Source organism: Tateyamaria armeniaca (assembly GCF_045797845.1).
Lineage (GTDB): Bacteria > Pseudomonadota > Alphaproteobacteria > Rhodobacterales > Rhodobacteraceae > Tateyamaria > Tateyamaria armeniaca.
Genome location: NZ_JBHDIY010000002.1, coordinates 1090231 through 1103832 on the forward strand (window position 1 = coordinate 1090231; position 13602 = coordinate 1103832).

Below are 13602 nucleotides of genomic sequence, written 5' to 3' on the forward strand. Positions count from 1 at the left end.
GAAATCAGGCCTCGGACTCCTCGGCGAGTTCACCGTTTGCGTCTTCTTCGGCATCTGCCTCAAGATCGGCAGGGTCAACCCAACCCAACAGGATGCGTGCCGTCATGACCAGATGCTGTGCCTCTTCCAGTGACACTTCGAAAGGTTCGAGAACCCCGTCATCCTTGTGACGTTCACCGTCAACCGTTGTCCAGCCACCGGCCAGTTCCCAATCCGCGCAGGTTGCAAAATCTTCGAGCGTCTTCACGTCGTCCTTGGCCAGCGCCTCAATCATTTGGGGGGTGAGACCGTCAAAATCAATAAGGCTGTCTTCTGCACCAAGCGCACGGGCATTTTCCAGTGCTGCCTTGGCCGCCGCTTCCAGAACATCGCGGGCACGGGCCTGCAATTCGGCGGCAGTGTCTTCATCCACACCGTCGATGACCAGCAGTTCGTCGACTTCGACGTAAGCGACTTCTTCAAGGTTGGTGAACCCTTCGGAGACCAGCAACTGGGCAAAGAATTCATCAAGGTCCAGATTGTCCATAAACAGCTTGGTGCGCTGCTCGAATTCAGCCTGACGGCGCGCCGATTCGTCGGCTTCGGTCATGATGTCGATGTCGAGCCCGGTCAGCTGGCTGGCCAGACGCACGTTCTGACCGCGACGACCAATGGCAAGGCTCAGCTGTTCCTCGGGCACGACCACTTCGATCTTGCCGGCCTCTTCGTCCAGAACAACCTTGCTGACCTCGGCGGGCTGCAACGCGTTCACAAGGAAGGTCGGCTGGTCTTCATTCCATGGAATGATGTCGATCTTTTCGCCCTGCAGCTCATTCACAACGGCCTGCACGCGGCTGCCGCGCATACCAACACAAGCCCCAACTGGATCGATAGAGCCGTCATAGGAGATCACGGCGATCTTTGCGCGCGAACCGGGATCGCGGGCGACCGCCTTGATCTCGATGATGCCGTCATAGATCTCAGGCACTTCCATCTTGAACAGCTCGGCCATGAATTCAGGTGCGGTGCGGCTCAGGAAAATCTGGGGCCCGCGCTGTTCGCGGCGCACGTCCTTGATGTAGCAGCGGATGCGGTCATTGGGGCGATAGGATTCGCGGCCGATCTTTTCGTTGCGGCGCAGAATCGCTTCGCCCGCGCCCACATCAACGATGACGTTGCCGTATTCCTCGCGTTTGACAAGGGCGTTGATGATGGTGCCCGCGCGGTCCTTGAACTCTTCGAACTGACGATCCCGCTCGGCTTCGCGCACCTTTTGTAGGATGACTTGCTTGGCTGACTGAGCCGCGATTCGGCCCATTTCCACAGGTGGCACTTCTTCGATCAACTGCTGACCGACTTCGGGGTTTTCCATGTACTGTTTGGCCTGCTCGACGGTGAACTCGGCCTGATAGTTTTCCAGCAATTCGTCTTCGACCACGGTGCGCACGCGGGTAAAGGTTGCGCGGCCAGTCTTGCGGTCGATGCTGACGCGGATGTCCATTTCCGCGCCGTAGCGGGACTTGGCAGCACGGGCGAGCGATTCTTCCATCGCTTCGATGACCAATGCGGGGTCGATCATCTTTTCGCGCGCAACCGCCTCGGCAGTTTGCAGCAGCTCAAGCTGGTTTGCAGATGTAATGGCCATCAGGTGTCCTCCTCAGACGTGTCAGTCTGTATTTCGTCAAAATCGGTTTCTTTGATCACGCCTGCGGCTTTGCGCTGGCGCAGCATTTCCTTGATCAACTCGTCGGTCAGAACCAGCTTGGCCTCGGTCAGCCACTCGAACTTGAGGCCAATGGTGCCTTCGGCGACATTGATCAGCACTTCGTCACCCTCGACACCCGCCAGCACGCCTTTGAAGCGGCGGCGCCCGTCGATCAGCTCGTCCGTTTCCAGCTTGGCGTCATAGCCTTCGAACATGTCAAAGTCCTTGAGGCGGGTCAGCGGACGGTCGATGCCGGGGCTCGACACTTCGAGGGTGTAGGCATCCAGAATCGGATCCTCCACATCCAGGTTGGCGCTGACGGCCGTCGAAATCTTGGCGCAATCGTCAACTTCGATCCCGCCCTCGGGTTTGTCGGCCATGATCTGCAAGGTCGACTCGTCCTTGCCACTCATCAGCCGCACGCGCACCAGCTCATAGCCCATATCCTCGATCACCGGTGTGATGATCTCGGCCAGGCGGCGGTCCATGGCGGCTTTGGCAATCAGGTCGTTGTTCATCGGTCTTTCAGGCACAAAAAAACGGGCGCGCGGCCCGTTGATGATTCTCGGTGGAGCGTTGAGTTTGGACCCCAGCGCGCCGCTGTTGAAGGGCATATACGCACCTCGTTGCCGCGATGCAAGGCCTGTCAGCCCAACCACCACCGCTCTGCCATGCGCAGATTGTCCAAAGGCCAGGATTTGCCAACCGACAAGGGAACGCCAACAGCCGTTGCCGCGATATGCGTGGTCACCTGTCCGTCAGGAAGCGTCTGAAAATCGCGCGGGTCCGCGTATTGGTCAAGTGCTGCGACATCGGCCACGTCAACCAAGCCATCACGCAACGCCTCGCCGCGCACCGCGTCAGAGCTGAAGTGCACGAACTCCACGCTGTCAAACCAACCCGCACGCTCTTTCCAGTGATCATCCACGCGGGTGCCGATGAAATGGCGGCCTTCGTCCAGCTTTTGCACCTGATACAAACCTGTGCCTTGCCCTGTGTCAGACCGGATTTCGTATCCCGGATGCGCCAGCAGGTAAGGCAGGTTCGGGTTCGGGGCGTCCAGCACAATATCGACAGTGGTGGTATCCAGAACTTCGACCGTCATCGCGAGGGATCGGAGGCTATAGGCGTCAAAAGGCATCCCATCGTGGAATGTTACGTCGTCCCGCAAGGTGAACCGCCAACGCCGCGCCGTTGCATCCGATGACCAGTCTGTCGCAAGTTCCCCGCGCAGGGTGCCGTCTGCTGCGATCTCGGTCAGGTTGTCGAACACGGTGGCGGCAACCGCCTGATCGAACAACGGCAGGGACAGGGCCGCGCGCAGCCGACCCCCACGTTTTGGGGTCGCGGACACGCCTGTCGCCGCCAGCAAGGCAGCGGCGGCACCAGAGGCAAATAGGGCGCGTCGGTCGATCCGGGTCATTTCCCTGCAATCCTGTCCATGGTGCGCACCAGTTCAGCCGAAATACCCGGCTCGGACAAGGCGTGACCTGCATTGCGGATCAGCTTCAGATCGGAATTGGGCCATGCCTTGGACAGCGCGTAAGCACTTTCGGGCGGACAGATCATGTCATACCGACCTTGCACGATAGTGCCGGGGATGTGTTTGATCCGGCCTGCATGGGCAAGAATCTGGCCGTCGAATTCAAGGAACCCGGCATTGGTGAAGTAGTGATTCTCAAGCCGCGCAAAGGCACGCGCGTAATCGCCCGGAGGCTCACCACCAGACCCCGTCGAGTGAATCGAAGCCAGCGCGTTTTCCCAGGATGACCAGGCACGGGCAAACCGCGTCTCCATCGCCATGTCGCCGGAAAACAGACGCCGGTGATAGGCACCGATCAGATCCCCGCGCTCATCCTCGGGGATCAGCGCCTCGAACCGGGCCCAGACTTCGGGCCAGAACCGACCGGCACCACCGCCATAGAACCAATCCAGCTCGCGCCGGGTCATCAGGAAAACACCTCGCAATACGATGTTGCGCACACGCGCCGGATGTTCCTGCGCATAGATCAGGGCCAGCGTCGCCCCCCAACTGCCGCCAAAGACAATCCACGCATCAATATCCAGCGTTCGGCGAATGAATTCGATATCGTCGACCAGATGCCATGTGGTGTTGTGCGTCACCGATGCATGGGGGCGCGACCGGCCACAGCCGCGCTGATCAAACAGGATGATGCGGTAGATATCCGGGTCAAAATAGCGGCGCATCGCCGGGCTGCATCCGCCACCGGGGCCGCCATGCAGGACCACAACGGGGATTCCGGACGGATTGCCGCACTGCTCCATATAGACGCGGTGACCCTGCCCGACGTCCAACATACGTTGGTCGTAAGGGTCGGTGGGCGGGTACAGATATTGTACCGCGCGCTTTTGGTCACTGTGTTTGTCCATTACTGACCTACATAGAGCGTCAAACGCACATGAGCATACGGAGACGAAAATGCAAACGCATCAAACCACCGTTGACCCGGGAGAAATCGCAAAATTTGAGGCGATGGCAGCAGAATGGTGGGATCCGAACGGTAAATTCAAGCCGCTGCACATGCTGAACCCGTGTCGATTGGACTATATCACAGCCCAGATCGCCGCCGAATTTGACCGCGACCTGTCGAAACCCAAACCCTTTTCGGGTCTGCGCATTCTGGACATCGGATGTGGTGGCGGCCTTCTGGCGGAACCGATGGCGCGGCTTGGGGCAGATGTGGTTGGAGCGGACGCTGCCGAACGCAACATACCGGTCGCACAGGTCCATGCTGAACAATCGGGCCTCGACATCGATTATCGCCACACCACTGCCGAAGATATGGCAGCCGCGGGCGAACAGTTTGACGTCGTCCTGAACATGGAGGTGGTCGAGCATGTGGCGGACCCGCTGGGATACCTCACCGCATGCCGCGAGTTGCTGAAACCCGGTGGTTTGCAGGTGTGTTCGACCCTCAACCGCAATCCGAAATCCTACGTGATGGCCATCATCGGTGCCGAACATGTGATGCGCTGGCTGCCCAAAGGCACACATGAATGGTCGAAATTTATCACGCCGGACGAATTGTTCGACCTGTTGCGCAAGGCGGGGCTGGATCCGGTCGACCGGCAGGGATTCGTGTTCAACCCATTGACGTGGTCCTGGAAACTGTCTGACCGGGACCTGAGCGTGAACTATGTCACGGCAAGTGTGAAACCCGCTTAGTCCGGTCTGCTTTTGTCAGACATGCGCAGACGCAACTGGCGCAGGATCGGCAGCGTTTCCTTCACGCGATCCTCGCCAAGATTGTCGATGACTTCGGTGATCATTGGGGCAATCGCGCTCAGCGCCTGTTCGCGGGCGCGGCGCCCCGCCGGGCTGATTGCAACCATCTTGCGGCGCGCATCGTCCCAGTCCGGGCGAATGTGCACATAGCCCGCCCATTCAAGGCGGTTCAGCGTATTGGTCATTGCGCCGCGCGTGACGTTGAACGTGTCGGCAAGCTGGGCCGGACTGCGCTCAACCTCTGCCCAGACCAGATGGTTCAGCACCGAAAAATGCGAGATTTCCATGCCCTTGGGCAACACGCGGCTCAGCCGGTAGCGGACCATCTGGTCTGCCGCCAGCACCTCGCTGAACAGCGAAATCGCCAATGCGTTTTTCTCTGTACTCATGCACCCTGAGGGCCGTCAAAGGGGCGTGCATTGTCCCGCGCAGGAATACGGCGACGCGCCTCGGCCACTTTGTCCAATTCCATATCAAATACATAAACGCCGGGCGCCGTGCCTGCGTCAAGCACCACCTCACCCCACGGATCGACCGCAAGGCTGTGACCGTATGTGCTTCGCTTCTTTTCCGACTGGCCGGGATGAATGCCTGTCTGGGCGGGGGCCAGCACCCAAGCACCTGCTTCGATCGCGCGGGCGCGCAGCAGGCTGTGCCAATGCGCCGCACCCGTGATCGGTGAAAAGGCGGATGGGTATGTCAGGATTTGCGCGCCCGCGGTGACCAGCGCATCGGACAGCCGGGGAAAGCGCATGTCGTAACAAACGGCCATGCCGACGGGCGCAAATGCCGGAGTCGCAAGCACCGCCTGTTCGCCCGGGCGATAACCTGAGGATTCGGCATATGTCTCGGTGTCGGAAATCGCGACATCGAACATGTGGATCTTGTCGTAGCGCGCCAATATGTCGCCGTCTGGCGCGATCAGGAAAGACCGGTTGGCAAACCGCCCCTGCGGATCGTCCGTCTTGAGGGCGAGGGAGCCAATCAGCAGATGGATACCGCTGTCAGCTGCTACGTCCCGCAATGCGGCAAGGGTCGCGTCATTCTCTTCATCCGTTAGCACATTCGTCTGATGGGACCGGCTGGTGCTGAGGCAATTGGTGACTTCGGGCGTCAGGACGAATTGCGCGCCCTGATCAACGGCGCGCCGCACCATCTGAACCGTCCGGGGCAGGTTGGCCACCGGATCGTCCGAGACGTTGAGTTGCAGCAGCGCCGTTTTCATCTAGGCGGCCAAAAGATCGTCCAGCTTGCCCGCACGCTCCAACGCATAAAGGTCGTCACAGCCACCCACATGGACATCACCGATGAAAATCTGCGGCACAGTACGCCCACCATTGGCGCGCTGGATCATTTCGGATTTGCGTTCCGCATGTTTCAGCACATCGACTTCGGAAAAATCGACGCCCTTTTCGTTCAGCAGCCGTTTGGCCGCATGGCAAAAGCCACACAGCGGAGAGGTGTATATTTCAACGGGTTTCATCCAGCAGTCCTTTTGGCAAGATATCAGTTGGACAGAGACTTAGGTATATTTGACCGCGCGCGCCAGTACGCTCACGCACACCTGATCCGCGCCAGACGCACTGCACGCCTGCGCACAAGCGGCCAATGTGGCCCCTGTCGTCATCACATCATCCACCAGCAGGATAGAGCGGCCAATGATCCGGTGTCTGCGCCTTGGGTTCACGCGGATCGCGCCATCGAGGATTTTGTGACGTTCGGCACGCGTCTTTCCATCAAGGGACTCCGTGCGGATCGGGCGGACCAACAGGTCAGCGCACCAGTCACATCCTGTCAGTTCCGATAAGTTTCTGGCGATCAGGGCCGACTGGTTATAGCGGCGTTTGGCCAGACGCAGCCAATGCAAGGGGACAGGCGCGATCAACGTTGTGTCAGTGATCAGGCTCTGGACCGATGCGCGCATCCACAGCGCTGCGGGGCGCGCGATTTCCTGTCTGTCGCCGTGTTTCAGCCCCAACACCAGCTTGCGGCCCATCCCACCATAGGCCAGTGCCGCGCGTCCGTGCGCCCAGGGCTTTGGCGCGCGCATGCAGGCGTCGCAGTGCACCTCATCCTCGGCTACGTCGCCGGGCAGGGGGTTCCACAACTGTCGCAAGCCGCCCCACCGATGAACTGGGTCTGACCCCAGCATGTCCCACATAGACCAAAGTCGCTATCGACCGTTTCACCACAGCCCAGACAGCGCGGGGGTAGATCGCAGCCAACGTAGTTTGTAAGAGGCCCATGACGTTCCTTACCTCGTGCACCCATGTCCAACAGCGCCACGCCGAACCAACTGACCGACCTGACTGCGCTGACCCGCAATCGCGCGCGCGCGCGCGCAGATGCGCTGTTCCTGCAGGAAGCGGCCAGGGATGAAGTGGAGGATCGGCTGGAACTGGTTAACAAAACCTTTCATGCGCCCGGAATAGTCGCCGCCTATCCCGATCTGTGGCAGGACCGCATCGCGGGTGCTTCGGTGATGGGAGAGGCAGAGATCCTCGCCCTCGAACCAGCGGCACATGATCTGGTTGTACACAGCTTGGGGCTGCATTGGGCGAATGACCCAGTGGGGCAGTTGATCCAGTGTCGGCGCGCACTGAAGTCCGACGGAATGTTGCTGGCAGTCAGTCTGGGTGGCCAGACCCTGCATGAATTGCGCAGCGTATTGGCCGAGGCCGAAGTGTTCGTAAGCGGCGGGCTGTCCCCCCGCGTCGCCCCGATGGGCGAAGTGCGCGATCTGGGCGCACTTTTGCAACGCGCGGGTCTGGCCCTTCCCGTGGCAGATACGGTGACGCTGACGGCGCGATATCAATCCGTGTTGCACCTGATGCGGGACCTGCGGCATATGGGCGAGGCAAATGCGCTTCAGACACGTCTGCGCCATCCCACCCGTCGGGCCATTCTGAACCGCGCCGCTGATCTTTACGCGGACGCATTTGCGCATGCCGATGGCGGCATCACCGCAACCTTTGAATTGATCGTTCTGACCGGCTGGGCCCCGGACGAAAGCCAGCCCAAGCCCCTGCGCCCCGGATCCGCGCAAGCGCGGTTGGCAGACGCCCTGCGCACGGACGAAACGTCGCTGCCAGATTGACCTGATGGCAAATCCGTTTATCTGAGGCGGAACATGGATAAGAAAGTGCCCGAAATGCTTGATACCAGCAAAGCTGCGACACGGCCCCAACACGCAGCCGATGATCATCCCGCGATCAAGCCTGCGCGTGTTGGCATTTTGCTGGCCAACCTCGGCACGCCCGACAATTACGATTACTGGTCGATGCGCCGGTATCTGAACGAATTCCTGTCCGACCGGCGGGTGATCGACTACAGCCCGTGGATCTGGCAGCCCCTGCTGCAGCTTATCGTTCTGACAAAGCGCCCGTTTTCATCCGGTGCAGCCTATAAATCCATCTGGAATCATGAGGCGGGCGAAAGCCCCCTGATGACGATCACCAAAGACCAGACGGCCAAGATCAAGGCGGCAATGCATGACCGGTATGGCGATCAGGTCATGGTCGATTTCTGCATGCGCTACGGCAACCCATCAACCAAATCCAAGGTGCGCGAGATGCGCGACGCAGGATGTCAGAAGATCCTGTTTTTCCCGCTTTATCCGCATTATGCAGGCGCGACATCAGCGACAGCGAACGATCAGTTTTTCCGCGCCATGATGGAGGAAAAGTGGCAACCGACCACGCGCACGGTCGAACCCTATTTCGAACATCCAAAGTATATCGAGGCGCTGGCCCAATCCATCGAACGGGCCTATGCCGATCTTGATACGCGGCCCGACATACTGGTGTGCAGCTATCACGGCGTGCCTATCCGCTACCTGATGGAAGGCGACCCCTATCACTGCCAATGTCAGAAAACGACGCGCCTGCTGAAAGAACGGTTGGGCTGGCCCGACACAGACATCAAGACGACGTTCCAGTCGAAATTCGGACCCGAAGAATGGCTGCAACCCTACACGGTCGAAGAAGTGGCCAGACTCGCCGAAGCGGGGAAAAAGAACATCGCCGTATGTGCGCCTGCTTTTTCAGCAGATTGCATCGAAACGCTCGAAGAGATCAACGAAGAGATCAAGGAAAGCTTTGAAGAGGCGGGCGGCGAACACTTCACCTATATCCCATGCCTGAACGACGACGCGGCGCATATCGAAGCGCTGGGCACAGTGATCGAAGAGAACCTTAAAGGGTGGCTCGACTGATCTGACTGGCGACCAGGCAATAAAAAAAGGCGGCGCTGATGCACCGCCTTTTTAGTTTTGTAGTAACGGATATTAGTCCGCAACAGCCGCAGCAACGACGATCAACAGCAGCAGGGGCAGGATGATGCCGCCCGAAGAGCTTGTTGTTTCTTCGACGATGACAGGTGCTTCGATGATCGGATCGGCAGGAGCGCCGGCAAATGCGGTCGAAGCAGCAGCAGTCAGAGCAGCGGCGAGAACGAGTTTTTTCATATTATAACCTCCAGTTACGCACGCGCGGCAAATGCCGCTACGCACCCAAGACTTACCTCGTATTTCTGTGTAAACAGCAATGCGGTGCGAATGCAAAGTCTGATTCAAATGCTGACGCACCGATCCGCCGCGATGTCGTCAAATAAGCAACACTTGTGTGCCCACTTTGGCCATCTCGTACAGCTCTTCGATATGTTCGTTGTACAAACCGATGCATCCATTGGAAGATTTCCGACCAATCTTGCGCGTATCGTGGGTGCCGTGGATGCGATAATAGGTCCAGCTCAGGTGCAGCGAACGCGTCCCCAGCGGGTTCTGCGGGCCAGGGCCGATGTAATCAGGCCATTCCGGGTTGCGCTTTTTCATCGACGGCGTCGGGCGCCAGTCCGGCTCCGGATCTTTCAGGATCACCTGAGTACGCCCGCGTCGGGTCAGATCGTCTGTCAGCGGCACACTTGAGGGGTAAAGCTTGTAGATCGTCTGATCTTCGCTCCAGTAATGCACTGCACGGCTGTCGATATCGACCAGAATGGCACCTTTGCGCAGATTGTCGAAATAGGGCTGCCAATCCAGCGTGCGAAAGCTGGAGATGTTGCGGCGCACGGACAGCGTCGGATCACGCTCTGCCTGGCCTGCTGCGGTCTGCGCAATGGCGGGAGCGCCCAAAAAAGCGGCTGTTCCGGCCAGAAAAGACCGGCGCGTTGTGGACGTAAATGTTGGTTTGGACATTGAATGCCTCTCCTTGAAGATGTTCCTGCCAATTTCGGCATAAGATATTGCGCGAATGTCGCAGTCGCAAATCAAAGGACTGTCATCTCGCAGGATCACGCCGATGTGCGTTTGTAATGCAACGCGCGAGCGGCTATCGACTTGGATGAACACCACAAATGATGTGCAGGATCAATGCGTACACTCTCTTTCGTTCTAGTAGCTCTACTTACGCTTGCTGCATGTGCGGCACCCCCGTCTGCACCCGCTGTCGGGGCGGATGGTCGGCCTTTGCCCAAGCTCTACAAGATTCGCGCCGGTGACACGGCCAAACTGCAGTTCCGCATGCTCGATTCGGTCAATGCGCTGCGCTCGGCCCGTGGTGCGCCGAATGTTGAGCTGAACCCGCAACTGAACGCCGCCGCGGCCACGCATGCCAAGGATATGTCGCTGCAAAACCGCCCATGGCATTTTGGGTCTGACGGGTCGTCACCCATCGATCGACTGGCCCGCGTCGGGTATCAGGGCAGCCTTGTCGGCGAAAACATCTCGGAAACATACGAGACCGAGCTTGAGACCCTTGCCGCATGGATGGAGCAGAACGACACCCGCCGCACGATCCTGTCACCGCAGGCACGTGAAATGGGCTTTGCGTGGTTTCAGGAACCCAATGGCAAGATCTGGTGGACAATGGTCATGGGCAACCCCAATGATGCGCCGCTGATCCCGCGCGCCAACCCGTCTGCGTCACGCCTTGTCCCGGATGCTGTGGATGATCCAGACGCCGCAGCTATCGACGAGGCGAACCCCGACATCGTGACGATCACGTCGACTCCGGCAACCTGACAATCAGGGATTGATCTGGATCGGGGTGCCGGTGCGCACCATCGCATAGACATCTTCCATCTCGCGGTTTGTCACCGCGATACAGCCCCATGTCCAATCCCCGCGCTTGCGCTTGAACGGGCTGGATTCACCGTGGATGAAAATGTCGCCGCCGGGTGGTTTGCCCAGCGCTGCCGCCTCAATACGATCTGTCGCATTCGGGTAGGAAATACCAAGAGACAGGTGAAATCTGCTTTTCGGATTGCGCCGATCGATCAGATACGTGCCCTCGGGTGTGCGGCCATCACCTTCAAAGAATTTGTCACCAATCGGTGCAAATCCAAGGTCGATGTCATAGTCCTTCAGCACCTTGTCATTGTGCAAAAGGTACATGCGGCGGGCCTCTTTATTGACCACGATATAGGTCACTTCAGGCCCGGTATAGGTTCTGAACTTGCTTTGTGTGCAGGCCCCCAGACCTACTGCCGCGGCACCGCCCATCATCAGATGTCTGCGCTTCATCGAATTCCTGTCCCAAATCGGTTTTTATTGTAATTTACCGGCAATTATCACTTTTTGACTCGTCCCGCCTAGTCCGTTTTTCGCGAAGGGTGATCACCTGAACGTGATCGGCCTTTATGAATCTCGCTTGTCGAGTTTGGCCTCGATCTGGTCGAGGCGTTTCATCACCAGATCCCGATACTCATCCGTCGCGGCATTTGATTCCTCTGAATGCGCGTCCTGCATCGAATTCACAATCAGACCGACCAACAGGTTCACGACCGCGAATGTCGTAACCATGATAAACGGCACAAAGAACATCCAGGCGTAGGGGAATTCCTTCATCACCGGGCGAACGATCCCCATGGACCAGGATTCAAGGGTCATGATCTGGAACAGGGAATAGCCGCTGAGGCCAAGTGTTCCGAACCATTCAGGAAAGCTGGGGCCAAACAGTTTTGTCGCCATGACCGCCCCGATGTAGAAAATCATCGCCATCAGGACAAACACGCTGCCCATACCGGGCAGTGCGGTCACGAACCCCTCGACCACACGGCGCAAGGAGGGGGCGACCGAAATGACGCGCAGAACACGCAGGATACGCAAGGCGCGCAGCACTGACAGCCCTTCGGTCCCGGGGGCCAGCGCAATTCCGACGATGATGAAGTCAAAGATGTTCCAGCCCTTGCGGAAGAAGGACAAGCGGAATGCAAACAGCTTGGCCACCAGTTCGATTACAAAGATCCCGAGGCAGATGTGATCGATCAGGCTGATCAGACCACCCGCATAAGACACCGCCGTCTTGGACGTCTCGAGCCCAAGCGTGATGGCGTTCACGACGATCACGCCCATGATAAAGTTACTGAATTTCGGGCCTTCCAGGAATTCACCCAAGCGTGCGCGATCAATCATGCGACATCTCCTTATCTCATCGCGTATGCGACAGACGGAACGCTCCGACAAGTTCTACATGCGCAGCCCAGCGAAACTGATCCACCGGTTGCACCCATTCGAGCACATATCCGGCATTGATCAAGGTCGCAGCATCACGCGCAAAGGTTTGTGGATTGCAGGACACATGGGCGATCACCGGCGGCTTCGCCTGCGCCAGTTCGGCGATTTGCGCTGCAGCACCCGCGCGGGGTGGGTCGATAACGACTGCATCAAAACGGGCCAGTTCGTCGGGCAACAACGGCCTGCGAAACAAATCGCGCGCAACACTTGTGACGGGTTTGAGCCCCTGTGCCTGCCGCCATCCCGCATCCAGCGCCGCAACCATGTCGGGCGCGCCTTCCACCGCCAACACCTCTGCATTGGCGGCCAGCGGCAGGGCAAATGTACCGCAACCCGCAAACAGGTCGGCCACGTGTTTCGCAGCACCAACAACCTCCTCCACCAGACGCGTCAGCGTGTCCTGCCCATGCTGTGTCGCTTGCAGAAACGCACCCGGCGGGGGCACCACCCTCGCGGCACCGATCACTTGCGCGGGCGGCACGCGCATCCCGATCAGCTCATCCTCCCATGTCAGGCGGGCGAGCCGATGAGTTTCGCACAAAGCAGCCAATGCGATCCTGAGTGGTCCATCGAGTGGCTTGCCGCCGGACACAGCAACATCCAAGCCTTCGGTGCTGTCGGTAACGGTGACGGCCAACACACCCTTGCGGCTCGCGCCCGCCACGGCCAAGGCCTCGGCCAGAGGCGCAGCGCCGACCAAGGCCGGTGTGACCAGAATACAGTGCGGCACCGGTATGATCGCGTCGGACCTGCGGGCATGAAACCCGACCAACGCACCCTTCTTGGTGCGGCGCGCCGCAAAGGTCGCGCGCCTGCGGGACCGGTCGGGGGAGGTCACGGTGGGGCGAACGTCCGTTTCGATTCCATGGACAGCCAAGGCCGTCACTACCAGATCGCGTTTCCACGTCGCCACCAGATCATCACTGGCATGCTGCAACTGGCACCCACCACATGATCGAAAATGCGGACACGGCGCGGCAACCCGGTCGGGCGAGGGCGTGTCGATGGACACGTTCGTCAGCGTATCTCTGTCCACGGTCCCGCTGACCACCTCACCGGGCAGAGTCAGGGGCACAAAAAGCGGGCCGCGCGCAACGCCGTCGCCCTGCTGGCCCAATCGATCAATGGTCACTGTTGTCATGGCAAACGCCTACCGGG

The 13602-nt window shown here is 59.1% G+C and carries 18 protein-coding genes; 4 read left to right on the forward strand and 14 right to left on the reverse strand.

The window, feature by feature from the left end; genetic code table 11:
* Positions 1–4 precede the first annotated feature (4 nt).
* From nusA to pip, 4 genes are all read right to left on the reverse strand, one after another.
* Positions 5–1624: a transcription termination factor NusA gene (nusA, locus tag ACERZ8_RS05410; RefSeq protein WP_407591124.1), complete on the reverse strand. Its 1620-nt coding sequence runs from the start codon at positions 1622–1624 to the stop codon at positions 5–7.
* Positions 1624–2202 (reverse strand): ribosome maturation factor RimP, encoded by a 579-nt coding sequence (rimP, locus tag ACERZ8_RS05415; RefSeq protein ID WP_407591125.1) that lies wholly within the window; start codon positions 2200–2202, stop codon positions 1624–1626. Before rimP ends, nusA begins: the two co-directional genes overlap by 1 nt.
* 128 nt (positions 2203–2330) lie before the next feature.
* Positions 2331–3107 (reverse strand): ABC transporter substrate-binding protein, encoded by a 777-nt coding sequence (locus ACERZ8_RS05420; RefSeq protein WP_407591126.1) that lies wholly within the window; start codon positions 3105–3107, stop codon positions 2331–2333.
* Positions 3104–4075 carry a prolyl aminopeptidase gene (gene pip, locus ACERZ8_RS05425; RefSeq protein ID WP_407591127.1) on the reverse strand — a complete coding sequence of 324 codons (972 nt, stop codon included), beginning with the start codon at positions 4073–4075 and terminating at the stop codon, positions 3104–3106. The genes ACERZ8_RS05420 and pip overlap by 4 nt, the downstream gene beginning before the upstream one ends.
* Before the next feature lie 49 nt (positions 4076–4124).
* Here pip and ubiG point away from each other — a divergent pair, with 49 nt between their 5' ends.
* Positions 4125–4871 (forward strand): bifunctional 2-polyprenyl-6-hydroxyphenol methylase/3-demethylubiquinol 3-O-methyltransferase UbiG, encoded by a 747-nt coding sequence (gene ubiG, locus ACERZ8_RS05430; protein ID WP_407591128.1) that lies wholly within the window; start codon positions 4125–4127, stop codon positions 4869–4871.
* On the opposite strand, the gene ACERZ8_RS05435 is transcribed toward ubiG, so the two are convergent.
* From ACERZ8_RS05435 to ACERZ8_RS05455, 5 genes are read right to left on the reverse strand one after another with little or no spacing between them, the layout of a single operon-like run.
* Positions 4868–5320 carry a MarR family winged helix-turn-helix transcriptional regulator gene (locus ACERZ8_RS05435; RefSeq protein ID WP_407591129.1) on the reverse strand — a complete coding sequence of 151 codons (453 nt, stop codon included), beginning with the start codon at positions 5318–5320 and terminating at the stop codon, positions 4868–4870. The two genes, ubiG and ACERZ8_RS05435, sit on opposite strands and share 4 nt — an antisense overlap.
* Complete coding sequence (locus ACERZ8_RS05440) at positions 5317–6156, reverse strand: carbon-nitrogen hydrolase family protein (protein WP_407591132.1); 840 nt, start codon at positions 6154–6156, stop codon at positions 5317–5319. Before ACERZ8_RS05440 ends, ACERZ8_RS05435 begins: the two co-directional genes overlap by 4 nt.
* Positions 6157–6414, reverse strand: a complete 258-nt coding sequence (gene grxC / locus ACERZ8_RS05445; protein WP_407591134.1) for a glutaredoxin 3 — start codon at positions 6412–6414, stop codon at positions 6157–6159.
* A 39-nt stretch (positions 6415–6453) separates the two neighbouring features.
* Positions 6454–7083, reverse strand: a complete 630-nt coding sequence (locus tag ACERZ8_RS05450; protein WP_407591135.1) for a ComF family protein — start codon at positions 7081–7083, stop codon at positions 6454–6456.
* Positions 7011–7202, reverse strand: coding sequence for a double zinc ribbon domain-containing protein (locus ACERZ8_RS05455; RefSeq protein ID WP_407591136.1), 192 nt, complete (start codon positions 7200–7202; stop codon positions 7011–7013). The genes ACERZ8_RS05450 and ACERZ8_RS05455 overlap by 73 nt, the downstream gene beginning before the upstream one ends.
* Here ACERZ8_RS05455 and ACERZ8_RS05460 point away from each other — a divergent pair.
* Together ACERZ8_RS05460 and hemH are read left to right on the forward strand one after the other, a co-directional pair.
* A complete protein-coding gene (locus tag ACERZ8_RS05460; RefSeq protein ID WP_407591137.1) occupies positions 7201–8028 on the forward strand; it encodes a methyltransferase domain-containing protein in 828 nt (275 codons plus the stop codon). The two genes, ACERZ8_RS05455 and ACERZ8_RS05460, sit on opposite strands and share 2 nt — an antisense overlap.
* A 54-nt stretch (positions 8029–8082) precedes the next feature.
* Positions 8083–9144, forward strand: coding sequence for a ferrochelatase (gene hemH / locus ACERZ8_RS05465; protein WP_407594171.1), 1062 nt, complete (start codon positions 8083–8085; stop codon positions 9142–9144).
* A gap of 72 nt (positions 9145–9216) precedes the next feature.
* On the opposite strand, the gene ACERZ8_RS05470 is transcribed toward hemH, so the two are convergent.
* Together ACERZ8_RS05470 and ACERZ8_RS05475 are read right to left on the reverse strand one after the other, a co-directional pair.
* Positions 9217–9396 (reverse strand): hypothetical protein, encoded by a 180-nt coding sequence (locus ACERZ8_RS05470; protein WP_407591138.1) that lies wholly within the window; start codon positions 9394–9396, stop codon positions 9217–9219.
* A gap of 138 nt (positions 9397–9534) precedes the next feature.
* The gene (locus ACERZ8_RS05475) at positions 9535–10125 is read right to left on the reverse strand and encodes a L,D-transpeptidase (RefSeq protein WP_407591139.1); all 591 of its coding nucleotides are present in this window, start codon (positions 10123–10125) and stop codon (positions 9535–9537) included.
* A 174-nt stretch (positions 10126–10299) separates the two neighbouring features.
* Between ACERZ8_RS05475 and ACERZ8_RS05480 the strand changes: the two genes are divergently transcribed.
* Positions 10300–10950 (forward strand): CAP domain-containing protein, encoded by a 651-nt coding sequence (locus ACERZ8_RS05480; RefSeq protein ID WP_407591140.1) that lies wholly within the window; start codon positions 10300–10302, stop codon positions 10948–10950.
* 3 nt (positions 10951–10953) lie between these two features.
* Here the strand turns inward: ACERZ8_RS05480 and ACERZ8_RS05485 are convergent, their stop codons facing one another.
* From ACERZ8_RS05485 to ACERZ8_RS05495, 3 genes are all read right to left on the reverse strand, one after another.
* Positions 10954–11451 (reverse strand): L,D-transpeptidase family protein, encoded by a 498-nt coding sequence (locus tag ACERZ8_RS05485; protein WP_407591141.1) that lies wholly within the window; start codon positions 11449–11451, stop codon positions 10954–10956.
* 114 nt (positions 11452–11565) lie between these two features.
* On the reverse strand, positions 11566–12342 hold the full coding sequence (locus ACERZ8_RS05490) for an ion transporter (protein WP_407591142.1): 777 nt from the start codon (positions 12340–12342) through the stop codon (positions 11566–11568).
* A 16-nt stretch (positions 12343–12358) separates the two neighbouring features.
* Positions 12359–13585 (reverse strand): class I SAM-dependent RNA methyltransferase, encoded by a 1227-nt coding sequence (locus ACERZ8_RS05495; RefSeq protein WP_407591143.1) that lies wholly within the window; start codon positions 13583–13585, stop codon positions 12359–12361.
* Between the last annotated feature and the right edge of the window lie 17 nt (positions 13586–13602).

Excerpts from the sequence above, each read along its gene's own strand:
- ACERZ8_RS05490 (WP_407591142.1), bottom strand. The coding sequence starts at position 12,342 with ATGATTGATCGCGCACGCTTGGGTGAATTCCTGGAAGGCCCGAAATTC.
- rimP (WP_407591125.1), bottom strand. The coding sequence starts at position 2,202 with ATGAACAACGACCTGATTGCCAAAGCCGCCATGGACCGCCGCCTGGCC.
- ACERZ8_RS05435 (WP_407591129.1), bottom strand. The coding sequence starts at position 5,320 with ATGAGTACAGAGAAAAACGCATTGGCGATTTCGCTGTTCAGCGAGGTG.
- grxC (WP_407591134.1), bottom strand. The coding sequence starts at position 6,414 with ATGAAACCCGTTGAAATATACACCTCTCCGCTGTGTGGCTTTTGCCAT.
- ACERZ8_RS05455 (WP_407591136.1), bottom strand. The coding sequence starts at position 7,202 with ATGGGTGCACGAGGTAAGGAACGTCATGGGCCTCTTACAAACTACGTT.
- ACERZ8_RS05460 (WP_407591137.1), top strand. The coding sequence starts at position 7,201 with ATGTCCAACAGCGCCACGCCGAACCAACTGACCGACCTGACTGCGCTG.
- ACERZ8_RS05450 (WP_407591135.1), bottom strand. The coding sequence starts at position 7,083 with ATGCTGGGGTCAGACCCAGTTCATCGGTGGGGCGGCTTGCGACAGTTG.
- ACERZ8_RS05480 (WP_407591140.1), top strand. The coding sequence starts at position 10,300 with ATGCGTACACTCTCTTTCGTTCTAGTAGCTCTACTTACGCTTGCTGCA.
- ACERZ8_RS05440 (WP_407591132.1), bottom strand. The coding sequence starts at position 6,156 with ATGAAAACGGCGCTGCTGCAACTCAACGTCTCGGACGATCCGGTGGCC.
- ubiG (WP_407591128.1), top strand. The coding sequence starts at position 4,125 with ATGCAAACGCATCAAACCACCGTTGACCCGGGAGAAATCGCAAAATTT.
- ACERZ8_RS05420 (WP_407591126.1), bottom strand. The coding sequence starts at position 3,107 with ATGACCCGGATCGACCGACGCGCCCTATTTGCCTCTGGTGCCGCCGCT.
- pip (WP_407591127.1), bottom strand. The coding sequence starts at position 4,075 with ATGGACAAACACAGTGACCAAAAGCGCGCGGTACAATATCTGTACCCG.
- ACERZ8_RS05485 (WP_407591141.1), bottom strand. The coding sequence starts at position 11,451 with ATGAAGCGCAGACATCTGATGATGGGCGGTGCCGCGGCAGTAGGTCTG.
- ACERZ8_RS05495 (WP_407591143.1), bottom strand. The coding sequence starts at position 13,585 with ATGACAACAGTGACCATTGATCGATTGGGCCAGCAGGGCGACGGCGTT.
- ACERZ8_RS05475 (WP_407591139.1), bottom strand. The coding sequence starts at position 10,125 with ATGTCCAAACCAACATTTACGTCCACAACGCGCCGGTCTTTTCTGGCC.
- nusA (WP_407591124.1), bottom strand. The coding sequence starts at position 1,624 with ATGGCCATTACATCTGCAAACCAGCTTGAGCTGCTGCAAACTGCCGAG.
- ACERZ8_RS05470 (WP_407591138.1), bottom strand. The coding sequence starts at position 9,396 with ATGAAAAAACTCGTTCTCGCCGCTGCTCTGACTGCTGCTGCTTCGACC.
- hemH (WP_407594171.1), top strand. The coding sequence starts at position 8,083 with ATGCTTGATACCAGCAAAGCTGCGACACGGCCCCAACACGCAGCCGAT.